We start from the raw sequence: 21847 nt of genomic DNA on the forward strand, positions 1-21847 counted from the left end.
GAACCATGAAGGCTACGGTGTATGTTCCTCATGGGCTGCTGGCCCTTTTTGTTGATAAACTTTGGCATATTGAGGCTAACGACTTGATGCTACGTGGCCTCAACCTACCGACGTTGCATACGGAGTGGGTAATTAATTTTTCGGATCATTTTGCCGTTCAGCAATCCAGCGGATCATCAATTATTACGGATGAAAGCAGTTGGCTGAGTGGATTACAGACAACACCTCTTCGTACCATAACCGCTGGGCAACATGAAACCATGGGGGCTTTGCTGAAGCCATGGGGACTTTATGCACTGACTGGCATAGGCGGCTTTGATCTAGTTAATCAGACGATAGCTAGCCAAGATCTCGTTGGTCCGGCTCTGTATAGCGTACTCGACAGGCTTCAGCAAACGAATGAAGCAACGGTCAAACTAAAAATTCTCGAACGGTTTCTGGTTAGCCGCTACGTTGACAAAGACATTCCGGCGTATCTTTTTTACGCGAGCCATTACCTGCAAGAGCAACCATTTCAGGACGGTATCATTTCTGACCTATGCGCTACGCTACGAATCAGTCGTAAGTCGTTGAATGAGTCATTTCAGAAGTACATTGGTCTTTCTCCCAGCCACTACCTTCGCTTGAATCGGTTTCGAACAGCCGCAGAAGCCATAACTACTGAGCCTGGCCGTAAACTAACCGATATTGCTCACCAGCATCACTTCTTCGATCAGGCACACTTTATTCGTCTGTTCCGGGAGTTTGCCAACATGACTCCGGGCGATTATCAGAAATTCGTCCGAATGGGTAGTGTAAATCCGTTTGCCGCGACTGCTGACACGTTTTCACCCTCTTTTATTTGGGAAGCTGCGTAACACCTGTACAATTTTAGAGCGCCATTCATGCGGAATATTGCCGTATGAAAACTATACACCTTCTGATTGCCAGTAGCCTCGACGGCTATATTGCGGGGTCTAATGGCGAAGTCGACTGGTTAACCCCTTTTGAAAGCGTTGATTATGGCTATAATGCTTTTATTGACACTATCGATACAATCCTGATGGGTAACAACACCTACAAAGAGGTGTTGTCCTTCGGCGAATTTCCGTATAAAAGCAAGATCAACTATGTCTTCACCCGTAATGCAGAACCGCAGGATGCGCCTTACGTTCAGTTCATTACAGGAAACGCGACCGAGTTTATCAAGGCCCTAAAACAACAAAACGGTTTGGCTATCTGGCTTGTCGGTGGTGGCCGATTAATTACGACATTGTTGCAGGCGGAGCTTATTGACAAGATTACCCTGTTCATCATCCCAGTCACTATCGGCCGAGGCATACCGCTGTTTCCACCGTCTGACCACCTATCAAGCTGGACGTTGTTCGACGTTAAAGCACTCGACAAAGGGATGGTGCAGCTTGATTACATTAAGAAGTAAATAGGTGCCGACTGCGTCTGCTGTCGCAAGAGTAAGCAACATTTTACTTTGTAACACAAAAAGGCGGCTTACTCGAAAGTAAACCGCCTTTTCAATGTCCTGGTGCATCTTCAAACCCTTAAGCCGGAACTGGCTTATTGGCGTATTTTACCGTTACGGCATGTAGCTCCAGCAGCGGTTTCATGAACTCTTCCAGCTGTTCAATATTCAACTGGCTGGCGGCATCACAGAGTGCCTCTGATGGGCAAGGATGCGTCTCAATGAACAGTCCATCAATGCCAGCAGCCACACCCGCACGAGCGAGCACCGGCAAGTACTGCCGAGCCCCACCACTTGCGCTAGCCGACGGAATACCGTATTTCCGGATGGCGTGCGTTACGTCGAAAACAACGGGATAGCCCGTGCTGTTCATGTGATAAAAACTACGGGGGTCAACCACCAGGTCGTTATAGCCAAATGTATAGCCACGCTCGGTCAGGATGATCTGGTTGTTACCCGAATCTTCAATTTTCTTGACCGGATGCTTCATGTTCTCCGGTGCCAGAAACTGCCCGTGCTTTACGTTGATGATTCGCCCTGTTTTAGCCGCTGCCACCATCAGGGTCGTCTGCATACAGAGGTAAGCCGGAATTTGCAGCACGTCGACCACCTCGGCCACTGGAGCCGCCTGGTCAGGATAGTGAATGTCGGTCAGTAGTGGAAAACCAAACTGCTCTTTCACTTTGGCGAGTATCGCAATGCCTTTTTCCAGACCGGGGCCTGTATAGTATGTAAGATCTGAACGGTTATCTTTCTGAAACGACGATTTATAGATAACCTTGATTTTCAGTCGTTCCGAGATTTCTTTAAGCTGTTCGGCTACGGTCATCATCGTCCGCTCATCCTCAATCACGCAAGGACCCGAAATCAGGAAAAGCTCGTCTGAGCCACAGTCAATATCGCCTACGCGAACAATTTTTTTTTCCATCGTACTGCTGGTTTTAGTTAAAATGACGTAAAGACCACATACACATTTACAGCCGTCGGAACAGATCTTTCAGGCCATCAATCGTGATGTGCTGTTCCCAGTCTTCGCCAATGGCGTGGTGCCACATATGCGGCAAATTATACGATACGTGGGCCATTTTGGTAATCGTATCGTCGTCCCACTCGGCCGATAGCCCCTGCGGCAGATTAATCTGATGAAGGGCCGCCAGTTGCTTAAACTCCGCTACGCCTTCCGGATAATAGTCTTCAAGATGATTCATGATCAGGCAGTTGGCATAGCAATGCCGCGTACCCAGGATCTTCGACAAGCCATACGACAACGCATGGCATACGCCCACTTCGGAATACGTCAGGCTTAGACCGCCCATAAGCGAGGCTACCATCAGCTTCTCATCGGTTTCCGGATTCTGGCCGACGGTGAACACCTGACGACACAACGCCAGCGACTGCTCGGCATAAGCGTGGGAATACGCATTATTGAAATGCCCATTCTCCGACTCGATGCAATGAATAAACGTATCCATGCCTGTATAGAACCACCAGTCCCGTGGCACAGAAGCAATCAGATCCGGATCGAGCACGAGCTGATCAAACACCGTCCATTCGCACTTGAGTCCTAATTTTTTCACGGGTCCGGTCAATACGGCTGTCATCGACACTTCGGCCCCAGTGCCAGATATGGTTGGTACCCCCACGTGGTAAACGCCCGGTTTCTTAATCAGGTTCAAGCCCTGATACTGCGTAGACGAGCCCTCGTTGGTGAGCATCAGCGACAAGGCTTTTGCAATGTCCATAATGCTGCCCCCGCCAATGCCAATTACGCCCGCTGGTAAGCCCTGCTGCGCCAAAATTTCGTCGCGCAACGTATCAATCTGATCGGTGGTGGGTTCGTGTTCTTCAACACTGATAAAATAAACGCGGTCGTTGGCTTCGGCGGGTAGCCGCCCCGCCAGCGGTTTGCCTTTGAAGTAAGCATCAACCACAAAGACCATGTACGGATCGTCGCCGGTTCGGCGCGGGGCCAGAATATCGCCCAGCTGGTCGAAACTTCCCCGTCCGAAAACGGTCTTATCAACGCCTTTGAAATTCTTATGCATTAAGTCAGTACTATGATAGTAAATGATAAATTAGTCTTAGGCCGCGACTGGCATAGCTCGATTAACAGCGACCCCTATCTGATCGGCCAGAGCATCAACTTCTTCAGGCGTCCACGTAGCCCGGATACCGAACGAGATTAACCGGCCAATTACCTCCTGAGCCTTAGGAATGTCCAGGTTGTTGTAATCCTGCGGAGCGCCAAACTTTTCAATGGGCAAGGCCGAAGCCGTCCGCATTTCTTTCAGGTGATCCCACTGGTTGATGAAGTGGTACATGTTCGTGAACCAGTAATTGAAGCCACCAACTCCAGCAGCCTGAAGTTCGGCTACAGTCTGGCGGGCAGCCGCTTCGTTCGGCAACAGCAGGTTCAGGAAAGTCGCCGAATCGCCCGATGGGTCAGGGATGCGGGCAAACGATACACCAGCTACGTTCGATAGCCGGTCCATGAGCCGCTTTTTGTGGGTATTATTCTGCTGAACGATAGTTGGCACCCGGCGCGTTTGGGCCAATCCAACGGCAGCGTGTAGTTCGCTGATGCGGTAGTTAAAGCCCAGCACTGGATGTTGTTCCATGCCCCGGTTGCTACCGATATGGTCGTGACCGTGATCCGAATAGTTATCGGCGAAACGGTAAACCTGCTCATCGTTGGTCACCATAATGCCCCCTTCGCCAGCGGTCGCAATTTTGAAGAAGTCAAATGAGTAAGCGCCCGCTCGTCCCCAAAGCCCTGTCGAGATACCTTTGTAGCTGGCACCCATAGCCTGCCCGGCGTCTTCGACCAGCACGAGATTATGCTCGTTTACGACATCCATGATGGCGTCCATGTCGGCCATCTGACCGCACATGTGCACCAGGCAGATTCCTTTGGTGCGGGGCGTAATGGCGCGACGAATCCCTTCGGCGCTCAGGCAGAGCGTTTCGTCGATGTCGGCGAAAACCGGCAAAGCACCGGCCAGTAATACCGCTTCGATGGTGGCGACGTACGTAAAGGGTGGCACGATCACTTCATCGCCAGCCCCGATACCCGCGGCTACCATAGCACACAACGCTGCCGCTGAACCGTTGGCTACGGCATGAGCGTAGTTGGCCCCGACCAGTTTGGCTACTTCAGCTTCAAACTCGCGGGCTTTATACACGTTATTACGTTGTGCTTCGTGATTATAGCGAAACAGAATTCCTGTTTCGAGAACATCATTGATTTCAGCGCGCTCCTGGGCGCCAAAGAATTCCATGCCCGGCATAGAAAATAAAGGTTACGTGGCAGACACTGAGCCTGAGAAACCGTTCCGACGAACGCAAAAAACGTCATGAAACAGCGCCAGCGCCTTTGCTTATTAATTTTGTCCCAAATTTACGGAAGTGCGTCCATAGTCGGGCTACCGATTGCAGACTTGTTGGCCGATACGCCCCCAGCTCACGAAAACTAACCGTAACTTTGCCTCAATTTTGTCGATCATAACAGACGTAGACGTGTTATTCAAGGCAGCGTTTTGACTAGCCGGACACCAACCTTAAACATCACCTTATTTTGGCAGACACCTTGTTTATTGGCATTATACCGGCGCGTTATGGCTCAACGCGCTTCCCCGGAAAACCCCTCGCACTCATTAACGGCAAACCCATGATTCAGCACGTTTGGGAGCAGTCGACCCAGGCAAAATCATTGACGCACGTTGCCGTAGCGACTGACGACCAGCGCATTGTCGACGCCGTGCAGGCATTTGGTGGCAAAGCTTTACTAACCCGGACCGACCATGCCACGGGTACCGACCGATGCTGGGAGGCTTACCAGCAACTCCAGGCAGAATTATCATTGACTACGCCGGCTTACGTGGTCAATATTCAGGGGGATGAGCCATTCATTGACCCGAATCAAATTGATGAATTAACCACCATTCTTGACGGTGTGGTCGAAATAGCCACGCAGTGTACGGATGTTGATTCGGCGGAAGTGCTTCATAATCCTGACGAAGTAAAGATTGCGCTCACCACACAAGGCGAAGCGCTATATTTTAGCCGACAGCCAATTCCGTTTCTCCGGGGTGTCGACCCGGCGGATTGGCATACGCACTACCCGTATTTCCGGCACGTGGGTTTGTATGCGTACCGCGCCGACATCCTCGAACAAATTAGCCATCTGCCGCCCTCTCCGCTCGAAAAGGCCGAATCGCTGGAGCAGTTACGCTGGCTCGAAGCTGGCTTCCGCATCAACGTTACCTCAACCAAGTACATCGCCCAGAGCGTGGACAGTCCTTCGGATATTGAAAAGGTAGAACAACCGCCCACCAACTAGCGATTTTCTTCCCATAGCGGGCGGTTTGAACCGCCCGCTATGGGAAGAAAATCTATAAGTATAAACGATAGCAGCTCCGCTTTGCAAGGCAGTGTAATTCGCAAAGTCTACCTAGCTTAATCGCTTTTTTTATATGTCTCTAAACCTTAATCGTCGGGCGTTTCTCCGGCAACTTGGCTTCGGTGCCGCCGGCCTTACCATCGCCACCAACGTTACGTCATTAGGGTGGGCCGCTCCTACCCGGTCGTTGAAACTACCGCGTAGCTTGCCTGAAGTACAGGGACTTTCGGCGAGTAGGCTGCTCAATTTTGTACAGGCCGTCGAGAGTAATAAACTAAATCTGCACAGCATGATGGTGGTTCGCCACGGTCAGGTCGTTGCCGAAGGGTGGTGGGCTCCGTATGCTCCCCAACTTAAGCACACACTCTATTCGCTCAGTAAAAGCTTTACATCAACAGCCGTAGGGATGACCGTAGCCGAAGGCAAGCTGACGGTGGACGACAAGGTGGTTAAGTTCTTTCCCTCCGAACTACCAGCCACGGTTAGTGAAAACCTGGCGGCTATGCGGGTGAAAGACTTGCTGACCATGTCGACGGGTCATGATAAGGACACTACCGGACCAATGCTGGCAGCCGACGATAAAAATTGGATCAAGGCGTTTCTGGCGCAACCGGTCGAACACCAACCCGGCACGCACTTTGTCTACAACAGCGGAGCTACATACATGCTCTCGGCCATTGTTCAGAAATTGACAGGCCAGACGGTGCTGGCGTATCTAAAACCTCGGCTATTCGATCCGCTGGGGATTGAAGGGGCAGATTGGGAGGTAGATCCTAAAGGCATTAACACGGGCGGCTGGGGACTGCGACTACGTACCGAAGATATTGCTAAATTTGGCCAGTTATACTTGCAAAAAGGAATGTGGAACGGTAAACGGCTACTACCCGAGTCTTGGGTTGCCGACGCTACCAAGAAGCAAGTGCAGTCGGCAGGTGGCAAACGTAAGGCCGAAGAAAACGACTGGCTACAAGGGTACGGTTATCAGTTCTGGCGGTGCCGCCACGACGCTTATCGGGGCGACGGGGCCTTTGGTCAGTATTGCATCGTGATTCCTAAAGAAGACATGGTCGTCGCCATAACGTCCGAAACTGGCGATATGCAGGCCATCCTCGACGAAGTCTGGAACCATATTTTACCAACTACCCAATCAACCACGCCGTCATCCGACAAAATCGCCCAGGATGCCTTAAAGCGTAAGCTAACCACCCTGGCCCTGGCTCCGCCTGTGATGCAGTCAATCTCGCCGATGGCGGTGCAGGTGAGTGGCAAAACGTATGCGATAGAGGACAATTCATTGAAAGTAAAGTTGGTATCGCTTTCGTTTGGTAAAGACGGTTGCATTTTCAAAGTGCAGGACGACACGGGTGATCATCAGGTAACTTGCGGCATTAACCGATGGGTAGAAGGGGATACTACATTTTCGACCATTCCCCTCAAATTAGTAGCGACGCCTGTTCCCGGCGAGACCAAAACCCGAGTTGCAGCTAGCGGTACCTGGAGTGATCCAAACACGTTTGTTATGACCTGGCGATTCATTGAAACGGCCCATTACGATACCATCACCTGCCACTATGGCGACAAGGAAAGCGTTGACGTGAGTTTCCAGAATAGTCTGTCCAAACTGAACGGAACCAAAGATCAACGTCCAGCTCTGCACGGCAAAGCCCGGCCTGAATCAGTTTCTCAGAAAGAATAGCTATTCCTGAGGAGTGTACCAAGCAGCCGCATCACCGTCAATTGATGCGGCTGCTTTTATTAAGGAGCTATCAAGGCATTTGGGTAATGAACAGGTTGGAGTAGTTATTGCAAATTGACTGCGCCTTGACTGATAAAGTCCTTCTTTTTCCCGCTCTACGTTTAATAGCTGTAACTCAGCTTCAACCAAATTTGTAAGGGTTCATCAATCATAACCGGTGGTAATCGGTAAATAGGTAAGTATTCTTCTGAACAAAGGAGTGTCAACTCCCATCTGTACATACGATGTGCATTGTTTGCTAAAACAGAAAGTGTAGTGCTACAAAGCGCCTTATGGCTGCGGTGGTTCTCTGGCTAGCTGATAAATGGCGATTGAATAATTTATTTTATACTATTCAGTACTCCGTTAAGCGTTCTAATGACCTAATTTGCGGACTAAAATCGCTGATATGAATACCCTAACCCAAAAGCCTGCCACCGCCGACAACCGCTCGGCTCTATACACGCTGATGACCGTCTGGTTTTTCTGGAGCTTTGTGGCTGCTTCCAATGGCATTCTGATTCCCCTTTTTAAAGCAAAATTTGGCCTCTCCCAAACCCAGGCTCAGTTTATCGACTTCGCTTTTTATGCAGCCTACTTCGTTGGCTCGGTGCTGTATCTGCTGGTGTCAGCTTCGCTCAAGACAGACATCTTAAACCGGATTGGCTACAAAAATGGGATCATCTACGGATTGCTGATCTCGGCCGTTGGAACGCTCATGTTTTACCCCGCGGCCGAGTTCAAATCATACCCGCTGCTGCTGTCGGGCCTGTTTATTGTCGGGTTGGGGTTTTCGTTACAGCAAACCGCCACCCAACCGTTTATGATTGCGCTGGGCGATCCGGCGACGGGCGCCCAACGTATCAATCTCGGGGGGGCCGTTAACAACCTCGGCGGCACCATTGGGCCGACCATTGTCTCGCTGGCTATTTTTGGCAGCATTGCCGCTGATGCAGCCGCCAATGCCACCGTCGAATCGGTTAAAGTCCCCTATCTAATTGTGGGGGCGTTGTTTCTGGCACTAGCCTTGTTTTTTCGAGCATCTAAACTACCACGCATTACCAATGACGAAGAGGTGGAGGTGGGTACAGGCGTTCTACGCTACCCGCAGTTGGTGCTGGGCATGATCGCTATTTTTGTCTACGTTGGCGTGGAAGTGACCATCGGTAGCAACCTGGGCGAATACCTCGCTCAAACCCGCCAGCTCACCTCATCTCAGATTTCGCCGTTTATCTCGTTGTTCTGGGGCAGTATGATGATTGGCCGCTGGACGGGGTCTATTCCTAACTTCGACCTGAAGCCGAACACCCGCCGGATACTGATGGTGATTGTCCCCTTCGTAGCGTTCGGCATTGTGTTGGGCATTGCGGCCCTGGGCGGCTCCGATGTGAGCGTAATGTATCCGTATGTAATCTGCATCCTGGTCGTGATTGGCGCCTTTTTCGCCAGTGGTGGAAAACCCGTTCGGACGCTGCTCATCTTCACAGGACTGGGGGGAACGGCCATGCTCATCGGTCTGCTGACAACGGGCGACGTAGCGCTGTACGCCTTTATCAGCGGGGGGCTATTCTGTTCGGTTTTGTGGCCCAGCATCTTCTCATTAGGTACGGCGGGTTTGGGCAAATACACTAACCAGGGGTCAGCCTACCTAATTATGATGATTCTGGGCGGAGCCATCATTCCCGTTGCACAGGGTAAACTGGCCGATCTGATTGGCATTCAGCCCTCGTATGTGGTAGCGTTGCTCTGCTTTGGCTATCTGTTCTTTTTTGCGATCCGGGTTGAGCAGGTGTTGCGAAAACAAGGGCTTGATTTTGACAAGGACGTAGTAACAAAAGCTGGGCACTAGATTGCGTGAATTAGTAGCAACGACACGCTACGAGTATGAATTGACACCCTGCCGCCCAGTAGAAGGCTCGCCAACGGGTGAACCCCGGTTGGCTTTACCCGCGTACGAAACAGACCGCCCTGAAACAAGCCGGTCTGTTTGTAACCACCATTCACTACACTACCAAATCTGAGTGGGATGTATTTCAGAACTGACACAGCTCTGTCACCCCACTGATTAAGTTATAACAGATAGCAGTGGGCTTTAGCTGGGCAGTCGAGTTTGAAGTGAGCCAACGGAGCCGATCCAGCACAGGAATAGAACAAAAGTTGTTCGGTTATCGAATTGGAAATACAAGCAACACCTTCTATTTAATAAAAGGTGCCGTAACTTATGATCAAGAGTTAATTAATAACAGCTGGCTTCATCCTTATAGGCTTAACAAACTTTAACACAATGCCTTAACATACTTTAACGCTCCTCAGCCATAGGCCGGGCGATTTGCTATCTAGTTTTGAGCGCTACTTACACAGAAAATAATCAGTTGGCTCTCAACACTATGCAAACCTTTAAACGCCTAAACACCTTTGCCGGATGGGGTATCTTCGCCATCGCGCTTGTTACCTACGCACGTACCGTTGAACGTACCGCCAGTTTCTGGGACTGCGGTGAATTCATTGCTAGCTCGTTTAAACTTCAGGTACCCCACCCGCCCGGAGCCCCTTTCTTTCTCTTAATAGGCCGGATCTTTTCCATGCTATCGTTCGGCGATCCGACCCGTGTTGCGTATTGGATTAACATGGCGTCTGTGCTGGCCAGCGCCTTTACCATTCTGTTCCTGTTCTGGACCATCACGATGCTGGGCGAAAAACTGCTTAGTACCACTACCAACCGCTCAACCGACGATTACCCTATAAATGACAAGTTGTTGCTGTTGGGCACAGGAGCAGTCGGCGCGTTGGCTTACACCTTCTCCGATACGTTTTGGTTTTCGGCCGTCGAAGCCGAGGTGTACGGCATGTCGTCGTTCTTCACGGCCATTGTCGTTTGGGCTGCTTTCCGTTGGGAGCGCATCGAGGATGAAGCCGCGGCCAACCGCTGGCTCATCTTCATTGCTTATCTAACGGGTTTATCGATCGGGGTGCACTTACTTAACCTTGTCATATTACCAGCACTGGCCCTGATTTATTACTTCAGGAAGGCTTCCAAACCCACTTTTTGGGGAGGAACTATGGCGTTCGGGATTGGCTTAGTTGTGCTTGGCATCATCAATGCAGCCATTCCGGGCCTACCAGGTATGGCGTTTGCCGTCGAGCGATTGTTCGTCAACACGCTGGGGCTGCCGTTCAACAGCGGAGCGATTTTCTTTATATTAGCCTTGGTTGGTCTTGTTGCCTATGGCATTATCTGGTCGGTTCGGCAGCAGCGGGTCGTGCTTAATACGGCCCTCCTCGCGCTGGCCTTTGTGCTGATTGGTTATGCCTCCTACATGCAGGTACTCGTCAGGGCCGGGTTTAACCCACCACTTAACGAAAACGACCCGAGTAATGTCTTGAATTTTAAGGCGTATCAGGCTCGTGAGCAGTACGAAAGCCGTTCTCTTTTGTATGGCCCCGTCTTTACGGCCCACCCCATCGATCAAAAGCGGGGGGCGCCCATGTGGAAAAAGGAAGGCAACAAGTACGTTATCTTCGACTACCTACCCGAGTACGTTTACGCGCCAGGCGACCAGATGCTCTTTCCTCGTATTTACAGCAGCCAACGGGACCACCCACAACTTTACCGCCAGATACTGGGTTTGGCTGAGGGGCAGAAGCCGACCATGGCTGATAACCTTAAGTACCTCTTCAGTCACCAGTTGGGCCACATGTGGTGGCGCTACCTGATGTGGAACTTTGCCGGCCGGGAAAGCGACGAAGAAGGTGCTGGCTACCTCCTACCCTGGTCTGACGATCAGCAGGCTCCCGACTTACTCAAGGCTAACAAAGCCCGCGACAACTTCTACATGCTTCCCTTTGTGCTGGGCCTGCTCGGCATTGTTTTTCAGTACTTCCGGCGTCGGCACGATGCGTTAATTATTGGGTTACTATTCCTGTTTACCGGCATTGCCCTGCAAGTCTTTCTGAACTCGCCCCCCTCCGAACCCCGCGAGCGGGACTACATTTACGTGGGTTCGTTTTATTTCTTTGCCATCTGGTTGGGGCTGGGCGTGATGGCCATTGCCGAGGGAGTGCGCTACGTCCTTAAGGATGATTCCGTTCGCAGTAAGCTGGTGGTTGGGCTATGCTCGCTGGTGCCGCTGATGATGGGAGTCAAAAGCTGGGATAACCACAACCGCGACAATCGCTATCAGTCTGTTGACTTTGCCAAGAACCTGCTTAGTTCCTGCGCTTCCGACAGCATCTTATTTACCGAAGGCGATAATGATACGTTCCCACTCTGGTATGTGCAGGAGGTAGAAGGTTTCCGACGCGACGTGCGGGTTTGTAACCTAAGCTTGTTAGGCACCGAATGGTACATCCAGCAAATGAAGCGCAAAACCTACGAGTCAGAAGCCGTACCTATGTCGCTGGAGTTCGACCAGTTCAACAAGGGGAAGAACGAGATTATACCGTTTTACGAAGTGTCGGGGGTGAAAAGCGGGATTGACCTCAAGCAATACCTTAACCTCGTTAAGACCAATAGTCAGGCCATTCAGGTGCCGCTCACGAGTGGCGACATGACCAACATTTTGCCGTCGTCGGTGCTATTTCTGCCCATCGATAAGGCGGCCGTCGAGAAAGCCAACTTTGTCCCGGCTGATCTCAAGCCTTTACTAAAAGATACCCTGCAATGGACGATCGGCAAAAAGGACCTCTATAAACCTGACCTGATTATGCTCGATATGATTGCCACCAACAACTGGCAGCGGCCCATTTACTTTTCGAGTACGCTGGCCACGGAGCACTACCTCAACCTGAAACCCTATATGCAGTTGGAAGGCTACGCGTATCGATTGATGCCGGTAGCCATACCAGGAGCGCAGGATGGCTACGTTAACTCCGACATTATGTATACGAACCTGATGAAAAAGACGGCCTGGCGGGAATTTGACAACCCCGACGTGTACTACGACGAGACCTACAAACGCTCCCCAACAATTACCGCCCGGCTGGCTTTCCTCCGACTGGCCGATCAGCTGATTCGGGAAAATAAGCCCGATAGAGCCCGACAGGTGCTCACGTATTCGTTGCAGATAATACCCGATAAAAGCATTCCGTACGACTACTTTTCGTCGAACTACGTACGGTTGCTATTAGCCGTGGGCGACACAAAGAAAGCGCTGGAAATTGCGGATATTATGGCTACCCGCGTTGATCAAAACCTGACGTATGCCAAACGTGGCAAGCGGTTTGGCGATCCAAACTCGGATTTGTACAGCCTGCAAACCATTGTCGAAGCCTGTAAAGAGGCTAAGCAAACGGCTGCGGCCAGCAAGTACGAAGCTATCATCCAGAAGCACATTAACACCCTAGGCTAATTAGTTAAGGGAAACGTTCCCATCGCTATCCACTTCCTTGATCTGATACGATACGGCGTGAGCCGCCGGTTCGGCTGCCAGGTGAATCCACTGGGCATACTGACGGGTAAAACTCGCGCCGTAGTAAAAAATCAAGGCAGAGTAAAACACGAAAAGCAGCACCAGAATCAGCGCCCCGGATGTCCCGTACAGCGAGCTAACCTGGCTATTGATTAACAACCGGTCTAATACCTGCTCGCCAATTTCAACCAGCACACCCGTTACCAGCCCTCCTACCCAAACGGCCCGCCAACGAATGCGAATGTCGGGCAAAAACTTAAATACAAACGCAAACCAAATCGTCAATACAACAGCCGATAGCAGATGATGCCCTCCATTTCCTAACCACTCGTAGTTAACCCCCTCAGGAAGGGCCCGATTTTGTAAGGACGACAATAGCCGGTGCAACTTTAGCGAGATCACAAACAGTATTCCTGAGAAAAGAATGATGCCCAACGCCACTAGTTTGCTCACTAGCGTATACAAAACACGCTTTCCGGTGGTAGGCTTTACATTCCAGAGCTGATTGAGCGAATTTTTGATAATGGCAAACAACGTAGTGGAAGCCAGCAGTAAAATAAACCCACTCAGAATGGTCAGCACCTCGCTGGACCGGCGTTGTTGCAGGTGTTGCGAAATATCCTGAATCTGCCGGGCACTCTGATAGCCAAACAAATCGGCCAGCTTTCGGAAAAGCTGGCCGCTAAATCGTTGCTCCCGTTCGTTAAACAACCCGCCATATAACTGACTCAGAATAATGACAATGGCTGGCAGGGCGAAGAAGGTGAAAAAAGCGGTGGCAGCCGCCATTCGAATCGGGTCGTTGGCCTTTAAGTTATCAAAGGCTTTAACGGCTAATTGAAATATGGGCGCAACTTTTTTCACAAGTTATTTGGGTACCATGCTTTCTGCCTAACCGCGCACGAAGTCACATAGTTTGAATTTGCGGCTATCTCCTGATAAACTATTTGCATTGATCAATCAGCCTTTTGTTGAGCGTGATCTCCAGACTACCGTCAGCGCTTCTACGGCAAAGTCCTGTTTTAGAACATAGATTTTCACTTTGCCACCTATAGCGCAACCCGCGTCGCTAGCCTGACCTTTAGGTACAATTTTAGAAATCGTAAGCTAAGAGCAGCCGGCAATTGACGAACTGTTACGGAAGACGAGCAGCGACGAATGAATTGACTTTATGGAACGCCGATTGTTATGATGTTTATGATAGACTATGATCATGAAAATCATACGTATCATAACAATCGGCGTTCTCTTGATTACGCTTATTTTTACGGGACGCAATCTCATCTTATGTATACCTTATACGCCATTCCGAATTGCGATACCGTGAAGAAAGCCCGTACCTGGCTGGCCGAACGCGGTGTTGACTACCAATTTCACGATTACAAAAAACAAGGTATCAATCGGCAGACGATTGAACGCTGGCTCACTCAGAAGCCCTGGGAAGAGTTGGTTAATCGAGCCGGAACAACCTGGAAAAAACTGCCCGACGCTGAAAAACCAACGGATGCTGAGGGCGCTATTACGCTCATGCTCGACAAGCCGTCCGTAGTCCGCCGACCATTGATTGAATCAGATGGTCAGATCGTTGCTTTAGGCTTCAAAGCCGACGACTACGACAAAACGTTTGGCGTGTAAGGCGGTAAAGAAAGCCCTGCATAAGCTTTCTACTGTCATAGCTCTTATACCAGTTTTTATGCGCAGTTCCTTAAAAAGACGCCAGTTTCTAGTCAGTATAACCCAAGCTTTGGGTACGTCAATGCTGATCAATACGCCACTGCTGAGCCAAGCCTACCCGTTGAGCGATGGTAAAGCTCCACTTACAGTTGGGCAGATAATGGAGATGATTCTGAAAACGATTCCTGATGCGCCATTTCCTAAAACGGTTGATACGTTAAAATCCGGAAGTGCGTCTCAGCCCGTAACGGGCATTGTGTCCACCATGTTTGCAACAACGGAGGTCATTGAAAAAGCCGCTAAGGCCGGGGCCAACTTCATCATTGCCCACGAACCCACGTTCTATAACCACGCCGACGAAACAGATTGGCTGAAAGATAGTGATGTCTTACGTTACAAACAGAATCTACTGACCAAACATGGCATTGCTGTCTGGCGGTTTCACGACTACTGGCATTCGCACCGCCCCGATGGCATCTGGACGGGCATGTTGTCGAAGCTGGACTGGGCTAAATATGCCAAGGACGATAACTCGCACGTGCTGACCATGCCTGCAACACCTCTGCACCAGCTGATTGCTCACGCCAAGCAGAAACTTGATATTAAGACGGTACGTGTCGTTGGCGATCGAAATCAGGTTTGCCAGCGAGTATTACTGTTGCCCGGTGCATCGGGTGGACGCAACCAGATTGCCGCCATTGAGAAAGCCAGGCCTGAGGTTGTCATCTGCGGAGAATCCAGCGAGTGGGAAACGCCCGAATACGTACGGGACGCACGCCGTTCGGGACAGAAGTTATCGTTGGTGGTGTTGGGTCACATCATGAGTGAAGCCGCGGGCATGGAATGGCTTGTCAGCTGGCTCAAACCCCAGGTACCCGGCATTAACGTCACGTATATTCCATCGGGCAACCCGTTCTCCTACGAGTGATCGTGATTGAATTAAATAGGTAGTCAACTGCGTTAAACGGTTGTGAGATAGTACTACATAACCAACCGTGTTTGCCACCTAGCGCTCCCTGTTTACAAACGCATAGTCATGCACAAGCAAACCCTCGATTCGCCCGAAGCCATACGGTTTCTGGTCAATTCGTTTTACGATAAAGTGCGGGTCGATCCACTAATTGGTCCGGTTTTTACGGATGTAGCGCAGGTTGACTGGTCGAGTCATTTGCCCAAAATGTACGCCTTCTGGGAAACCATCATTCTCGGCAACAACACCTACAACGGACACCCGTTTCGGCCTCATCTGCTGGTTAATCAGAAGCATACATTACGTACCGAACACTTTGAACGCTGGTTGCAGTTGTTCTACGCGACCCTCGCGGAAAACTTTACCGGCGAAACCGCCGACCAGGTGCGGCAGCGCGCTACCCAGATCGCCATAGTCTGGAATCAGAAACTAAATTATTTGAATAGCTAGTCCGTTGATATGACGCCATCACAACCCAATAACCCATTGCACGGCAAGACGCTGGAAGCCATTTTAACGGAACTCGTTACGCATTACGGTTGGGACGAACTTGGTGACCGCATCCGAATTAATTGTTTCGTAAGCAATCCGAGCATCAGGTCGAGTCTTACGTTCCTGCGGAAAACGCCCTGGGCCCGGCAAAAAGTCGAAGAGCTATACCTGAAAACCTTTTGGAAGTAGCAGCTAATCGTCTCTGGGCGACTCCCCACCGCATGGTTACTACAGCGGCTGTAACCTCACCAACTTACATTCACAAAGTGCACGTTGTCAGTCGTTGACGACGTAACCGCCAGGCCCGCTGTTTGGCTATTTAGAAGCGCAAAGCCTTCTAATTCATCAGCTTTGTCGGTATCAATTACCTTGATAACCTGCTGCTGGCCCGACTCGACTGATTTTTTTAAATCTATAAACGTAAAGCGCCATTTCCGGCCCTGAATCTGGTTCTGAATGAGCACCAGCAGGCCTTTCGAAGGAATCCAATGCAGATTTTGTACCCAGGGCGTGCAGGTGAACTTCCTGACAACAACACCTGGTTCACTAGTTTTCTTTGCTTTGGCCAGTTTCTCAGGATCGTAGAACCGTACCTCATTGCCCTTATCACCATAGTCAGCCGTGGCTACGTACCACTTGTTGTTATACTGGACGTATTCGGGCCGAGTCCCCTGAATACAGGCATCGTCTTCAATGGTGTTCAGCAGATTACCGTCCAGCGTTTGGGTGCGCAGCAGTCCCTCCCAATTGACGCAATAGATGACGGCCCGCCATTTGGTACCTTCGGGATTCAAGCGAATGCTGTTGCCAATGAAGGTAGGCCCTTTTCCATTATAGGCTATGCCAGTTGGATGGTTGATAACATCTTTCCCACCTTCGGTCAGTTTAACCTCCTGCCCCGTGTAGGTTAGTCCGGTTTGTCCCACATTGTAAGTGCGAATCATTCCTACCTCACGGTCTCCGTACAGATAGGCCTTGCCCTGCTGGTAACTCACACCCTGGCACGCACCGAGCGAGTCGATAGTGGTTGACTGAGTAAGCGTTAGACTCACGTCTACGTCTGTCTTATGCAACGAAAGTAATCCGGCTAAGCAGGCGGTAATGAGGATTAACGTCTTCATAGAAATGTAATGGGAAATGACTTCGTCAGAACAAGAGTCAATTCATGAGATTACTACTCACGCTAAGACATTCTTTAACAATAACAGCGCATCACTCGCCTAGGTGGTACTATTATCATTTCTGCATACCTGATTCACGTATTAAGTAAAATGAGGCAATAGAAAAAGGCTCTCATAAGTCCATTGATTCCGTCATGATTAGGCGTCATTAATCACAGAATACTCATTCCGAGGAGCATCCTCACTTTTTCCCTGTTGCGTTTCGGCAACACCAAGTGGGTGCAAAGCTGTTGTCCAATCCAGGTAAATAAAGCAATCGTACCGCTGGGGCAAATTGGTAGGGACGTAGTTACCCCACTCACGTTCGGGCCGATACACCACCCCAATGGCCCGCTGCCCTCTACGGCTCGTTAAATCGGGGGTGTTACGTAGCTGATCGAGCAGTAGCAGCTTATCTTGCGAGCTGATGGAATGCAGGATGTCGCCCCAACTGCCCGACTGCGCCTTGGGAACCGGTAGTCGCTGATACGGCGCTCCCCACCGATGGGAAGCAATTACCTCTCCTTCGTAAGTCCCAAAACCAACGATGTACACTCCTTCGTCGCCATGCCTCTCGCGGACCAGCTGGCCCAGGTTAATCATGTTCTCGTCGGTCATGTCGGTATAGCGAGCATCACCCACGTGGGTGTTGTGCGCCCAGATAATGACTTTAGCGTTAGAGCCATGAAAGTCCATAAGTCGATCGAGCGTCTGCGCCATGTGCCGATCCCGAACGTTCCAGGATTCGTTCCCATCGCGGACCATGGTATAGTAATAGCGTTCGGCTTCCGCCACTACATACCCATTTTGGATGAGAGCAAACCGCTCGTCGGGGTTTAGCTCAGGCATAGGAGCCGTTTGCAGCGCATGAAGTAAATCCGCTACCGGCCGATCGCACTGACGACCATGTAACGTTCCTAATGCATACGTCTGTTCATCGCGCCGGTAAGGGGCAAAGCAGTTGTGCACTTCCTGAGCCAAGGCAAGCAAGGGTGAGTCAATCCGTGTAAGCGTTTGCTGAATTTCGTCTAATGACTCCCACAGACTGTACACATCCAGACCATAAAAACCGACCTGGGAGGTATTTAGGCCAGTGCGGTCGTTGTACTCACGGAGCCACTCAGCTAATTGAGCAATTTCTTCATTAGCCCACATCCAGGTTGGCCAGCGGTTAAATCGCCGGAGCACTTGCCGGACGCGGCCGGGTTTATCATCACCTCGTATATACTGGTTCAGGGCATACGCGTCGGGCCAGTCGCCCTCAACGGCAATCAGCGTAAAGCCTTTTTCCTGAATGAGTCGGCGGGATATGGCAGCCCGCCAGGTATAGAACTCCGCCGTGCCGTGTGAAGCTTCGCCAAGCAAGACGTACCGAGACGTCCCAATCTGATCGAGCAGCACATCCAGATCCTGCTCATTCACCAACGGATGAATGCTGTTTTGCAGGTCTTTTGCACTAGCCTGGTTGGATGCCGACTCCGGCCAGCCAGCTTTCAGGTCGTATTGTTGTTTTGTGAGTTGGCTCATCTGTCTACCCTTCTACCTACTTTCATATCGAGCTATCTGCTGCTGAAACCGCGACAGATAGGGAAAGTTTGGCATTAAAGAGCTTATGGAAAAACCGTCTAACTACCCTAAACCAACCATATCCCGCCAGATAGCAACAACAGACTGTCAACGTAGCCGTAGTACCAGTAGTCAGATGTAGTGGTGCGCAATCGTCCCGTAACGACTACCAGCAAAATCAATGGCAACGTAGCCAGGCTTACTTGAGCATTGGTCATGCCGTGGTGGTGCAGTCGGAAAAGAGTTAGAATAAAACCACCAACCAGTCCACCGAAAAATAACATGGCCTGCTGCTCACTCATGTCGGCTACCAGTGTCAGGTGGGGCGACAAACGATCTTCGTCCCGGTCGCGATAATCGAACCAGAAACAAACGCAGTATATCCAGAAGAAGCGGTTCAACACCCACCAGCTCATGCGTTCGGGCCAGGCAGACGCGGCCATCAGCAAGGGCAGCAAGACTGTTACATACGTCCAGGCCGAAGCCAGATACGCTGTTTTCAGCACGGCAATGCGTCGCAGGTAAATGAACGGATAGCGGTTAATTTTCGGGGCCGTATACAGGAACGTAACAATGGCAGCTGGCAACCAGAGCAACCAATACCGCGACAGGGCCACAAGCATAACTAGTGTAACAACTGCCGCTCCGGCGAACAAACCGAGTAAAACCTTTTTATGCTCGTTAATCCAGCCAATGCGTCGGCGGGTGGTATCCGTCGACACCGTTAAATAACTGTGCAACGAATAGCTACACAAGGCGCCAAAGAACAACAAACCCCAAAATGACGACGGCAGTTGCAAGCCGAATACGTGAGCCGTCGCGGCACCCATCGCTAGTGCACAGCACGCAATAAGACTGTTACTAAAGATTATATAGTCTAGAACGGCCTGGCCAATACGTAGTAAACGATTCATCCGTTCGTTGAGCGCGCTTAATGTATAAGGTTAACTCATAAAGTAACTCACCGTCCCGACTATCTTACCGAATCAGGAATCATAAGCTCCCAAATGCAATCATTGATCGTTACACTAACTCTTTCCAGCCGCTTTTGTAACTAATCACTGATGTACAGATTGGATTCTGATTATCTTTAGCCCCAAAACTTTATACGTTCATTCATGCTGGCATTTCGCCTGGGATTTTTAGATGTTGGCTGGCTCGACCTGCTCGACATTGGGCTAGTAGCCCTGTTAATTTATCAGATTTACAACCTTGTGCGAGGCAGCGTAGCCAGCCGGGTGTTTATTGGTTACCTGCTGGTTTATCTGGCTTATCTGCTGGTAAAGGCGCTGGGTCTTAATCTGATGACTACCATTCTGGAGTACTTCATCAGCGTGGGCGCATTAGCCCTGATTATCATATTTCAGCAGGAGATTCGCCGGTTTTTACTGCTTATTGGCAAATCTACCAATTTGACGAACAATCGCTTACTTCGGCGGTGGTTGTTACGGCAATCGGACGCAACAGATGCCCGGACGCCATTGAAGCCCATTCTGGATACCTGTCGCGCCTTAAGTACGGAGTTTTCTGGAGGCTTGATGGTACTTCAGAAAAATGATGATCTGGAAAAGTTCGCGCAGTCGGGCGAGATCATTGACGCCGATGTTTCGAAACCCTTACTGCTGGCTATTTTCAGCCAATATAGCCCACTGCACGACGGAGCCGTCATTATTAGCGACGGGCGCATTCGGGCGGCTCGCTGCATACTGCCTGTGTCCGACGATGATGAGCTTCCGCCGGCGCTGGGGTTCCGCCACCGGGCCGCCCTGGGCATGAGCGAAGCTACGGATGCCGCCATCATCGCCGTATCGGAAGAAAGTGGTCGATTGTCGCTAGCGCTCAACGGAGAACTTTTTACCAACCTTAACCAACCCGAGCTGGAGAGTCGGCTCGAACGATACCTGCGTGAGCCTAAACGATAGAGTGGAACGTTGTCTTCTGCCTGCGAACCACTCGGCTCCTATCTTAAGAAAAATCAAAGGCAGATACGTAGACGGGTAAATTCGATTGTATCTGGGCATCGGTTAACCCGACTGGCTTTATCATTACGTGAGTGGAAACACCTTTCTGATAACCGCTTAACCGGCCCATTCCTGGCCTGGAGAACAGCGCGGCATAAGGCGCCTGCGGATCGATCTGCAGTAAGGCGGTATACAGACCAAAATGAGCAAGTACACTTTCTAACAGTACGTAAACTGACTCTTCCCGTTCTCCTTTGTAATACAATCCTTCCAGCACGGCGAATGTATAGTTCGACGGGTCAAAAAAGCGTCGGGTGGCCGAAACCAATGGAAGCAGATTCATCATTACCCAGCCACCAGCGCCGGGCATATTCATGAATTTCCAGCGAACCACATTGGCCTGAACTCCGGCAATGATTTCATCCCCTTCTTTGAGAACGAAATAGTTATTCTGAAAACCGATGCGGGCGAACGTGGTCAGGTGAAAGTTTTGGTAAAACGAGGTTAGCCGGGTTAACAGGTTTTCTTTTTCCGACGGATTCAACTGACTAAAGCGCGGGTCCGCCTGGGGAGCATATCGTCGGAAGACAAACGTTTTCAATACACGACTTGATTGAAACCCTTCTTTCTCAGATATCCGCAGGGAACGCGTGTTCTTTTCCTCAATGTAGGAGTAGAACAGCAACGGCGGTGGATAATGCGTTTCTACGTACGTAACGGCGTATTGTTTAAGCAACCGCCCATACCCCTTACCGGCATGGGCGTTATCGACAGTTAAGTAACGACCATAGAACCCACGTACGGCGACGTCCGACATTGTGAGCGGTCGTTGATCGAGGCAGTACAGCCCAACTAAGGTTTCTCTTTCATACAAGTGAAAAAAATGCGGGTCATTCAGCTGAGTAACTTTCAGCTCCTGTCCCGTATGCTGATAGCGAATACCACGGGTACCATAAACGGTTCGCTGCAAAAGTGCAACAGCCGCCGGATCAGCTTCGCGTTTCACTTGTATACTTAGATTAG

General features: G+C 50.5%; 19 protein-coding genes. 11 read left to right on the plus strand and 8 right to left on the minus strand.

Features of this window, described 5'->3' with window-relative positions:
- Positions 1–5: 5 nt before the first annotated feature.
- The gene (locus tag ACFSUS_RS02400) at positions 6–857 is read left to right on the plus strand and encodes a helix-turn-helix domain-containing protein (protein ID WP_381518523.1); all 852 of its coding nucleotides are present in this window, start codon (positions 6–8) and stop codon (positions 855–857) included.
- A 44-nt stretch (positions 858–901) separates the two neighbouring features.
- On the plus strand, positions 902–1420 hold the full coding sequence (locus ACFSUS_RS02405) for a dihydrofolate reductase family protein (RefSeq protein WP_381518525.1): 519 nt from the start codon (positions 902–904) through the stop codon (positions 1418–1420).
- Positions 1421–1538: 118 nt separating this feature from the next.
- Here ACFSUS_RS02405 and kdsA read toward each other — a convergent pair whose 3' ends face one another.
- From kdsA to ACFSUS_RS02420, 3 genes are read right to left on the minus strand one after another with little or no spacing between them, the layout of a single operon-like run.
- Positions 1539–2387, minus strand: coding sequence for a 3-deoxy-8-phosphooctulonate synthase (kdsA, locus tag ACFSUS_RS02410; RefSeq protein ID WP_381518528.1), 849 nt, complete (start codon positions 2385–2387; stop codon positions 1539–1541).
- A gap of 46 nt (positions 2388–2433) precedes the next feature.
- A complete protein-coding gene (locus ACFSUS_RS02415) occupies positions 2434–3504 on the minus strand; it encodes an iron-containing alcohol dehydrogenase family protein (RefSeq protein WP_381518530.1) in 1071 nt (356 codons plus the stop codon).
- A 36-nt stretch (positions 3505–3540) separates the two neighbouring features.
- Entirely contained in the window at positions 3541–4746 is a 1206-nt protein-coding gene (locus tag ACFSUS_RS02420; RefSeq protein ID WP_381518532.1) for a DegT/DnrJ/EryC1/StrS family aminotransferase, read from the minus strand.
- A gap of 287 nt (positions 4747–5033) precedes the next feature.
- Here ACFSUS_RS02420 and kdsB point away from each other — a divergent pair, with 287 nt between their 5' ends.
- From kdsB to ACFSUS_RS02440, 4 genes are all read left to right on the plus strand, one after another.
- Positions 5034–5798, plus strand: coding sequence for a 3-deoxy-manno-octulosonate cytidylyltransferase (gene kdsB, locus ACFSUS_RS02425; RefSeq protein ID WP_381518534.1), 765 nt, complete (start codon positions 5034–5036; stop codon positions 5796–5798).
- Positions 5799–5931: 133 nt separating this feature from the next.
- Positions 5932–7554 (plus strand): serine hydrolase domain-containing protein, encoded by a 1623-nt coding sequence (locus ACFSUS_RS02430; RefSeq protein ID WP_381518537.1) that lies wholly within the window; start codon positions 5932–5934, stop codon positions 7552–7554.
- Positions 7555–8002: 448 nt separating this feature from the next.
- A complete protein-coding gene (locus ACFSUS_RS02435; RefSeq protein ID WP_381518540.1) occupies positions 8003–9442 on the plus strand; it encodes an MFS transporter in 1440 nt (479 codons plus the stop codon).
- Between the two features lie 538 nt (positions 9443–9980).
- Positions 9981–12941, plus strand: coding sequence for a glycosyltransferase family 117 protein (locus tag ACFSUS_RS02440; RefSeq protein ID WP_381518542.1), 2961 nt, complete (start codon positions 9981–9983; stop codon positions 12939–12941).
- On the opposite strand, the gene ACFSUS_RS02445 is transcribed toward ACFSUS_RS02440, so the two are convergent.
- The gene (locus tag ACFSUS_RS02445; RefSeq protein WP_381518545.1) at positions 12942–13865 is read right to left on the minus strand and encodes a YihY/virulence factor BrkB family protein; all 924 of its coding nucleotides are present in this window, start codon (positions 13863–13865) and stop codon (positions 12942–12944) included.
- A 423-nt stretch (positions 13866–14288) separates the two neighbouring features.
- Between ACFSUS_RS02445 and ACFSUS_RS02450 the strand changes: the two genes are divergently transcribed.
- The 4 genes from ACFSUS_RS02450 (at position 14289) to ACFSUS_RS02465 (ending at position 16326) form a co-directional block, all read left to right on the plus strand.
- Entirely contained in the window at positions 14289–14636 is a 348-nt protein-coding gene (locus tag ACFSUS_RS02450; protein ID WP_381518548.1) for an ArsC family reductase, read from the plus strand.
- Between the two features lie 58 nt (positions 14637–14694).
- The gene (locus ACFSUS_RS02455) at positions 14695–15603 is read left to right on the plus strand and encodes a Nif3-like dinuclear metal center hexameric protein (protein ID WP_381518551.1); all 909 of its coding nucleotides are present in this window, start codon (positions 14695–14697) and stop codon (positions 15601–15603) included.
- 108 nt (positions 15604–15711) lie between these two features.
- Entirely contained in the window at positions 15712–16095 is a 384-nt protein-coding gene (locus ACFSUS_RS02460) for a group III truncated hemoglobin (RefSeq protein WP_381518554.1), read from the plus strand.
- Positions 16096–16104: 9 nt separating this feature from the next.
- Positions 16105–16326, plus strand: a complete 222-nt coding sequence (locus ACFSUS_RS02465) for a VF530 family protein (RefSeq protein ID WP_381518557.1) — start codon at positions 16105–16107, stop codon at positions 16324–16326.
- Between the two features lie 56 nt (positions 16327–16382).
- Here the strand turns inward: ACFSUS_RS02465 and ACFSUS_RS02470 are convergent, their stop codons facing one another.
- The 3 genes from ACFSUS_RS02470 to ACFSUS_RS02480 all read right to left on the minus strand — a co-directional run bounded on the left by ACFSUS_RS02470 (position 16383) and on the right by ACFSUS_RS02480 (position 19777).
- Entirely contained in the window at positions 16383–17258 is an 876-nt protein-coding gene (locus ACFSUS_RS02470; RefSeq protein WP_381518560.1) for a hypothetical protein, read from the minus strand.
- Between the two features lie 198 nt (positions 17259–17456).
- Entirely contained in the window at positions 17457–18824 is a 1368-nt protein-coding gene (locus tag ACFSUS_RS02475) for an erythromycin esterase family protein (RefSeq protein WP_381518563.1), read from the minus strand.
- Positions 18825–18931: 107 nt separating this feature from the next.
- Entirely contained in the window at positions 18932–19777 is an 846-nt protein-coding gene (locus ACFSUS_RS02480) for a UbiA prenyltransferase family protein (protein ID WP_381518565.1), read from the minus strand.
- A gap of 204 nt (positions 19778–19981) precedes the next feature.
- Between ACFSUS_RS02480 and cdaA the strand changes: the two genes are divergently transcribed.
- The gene (gene cdaA, locus ACFSUS_RS02485; RefSeq protein ID WP_381518568.1) at positions 19982–20785 is read left to right on the plus strand and encodes a diadenylate cyclase CdaA; all 804 of its coding nucleotides are present in this window, start codon (positions 19982–19984) and stop codon (positions 20783–20785) included.
- 43 nt (positions 20786–20828) lie between these two features.
- On the opposite strand, the gene ACFSUS_RS02490 is transcribed toward cdaA, so the two are convergent.
- Positions 20829–21830, minus strand: coding sequence for a GNAT family N-acetyltransferase (locus ACFSUS_RS02490; RefSeq protein ID WP_381518571.1), 1002 nt, complete (start codon positions 21828–21830; stop codon positions 20829–20831).
- Between the last annotated feature and the right edge of the window lie 17 nt (positions 21831–21847).

The organism is Spirosoma soli, assembly GCF_042684525.1.
GTDB lineage: Bacteria > Bacteroidota > Bacteroidia > Cytophagales > Spirosomataceae > Spirosoma > Spirosoma soli.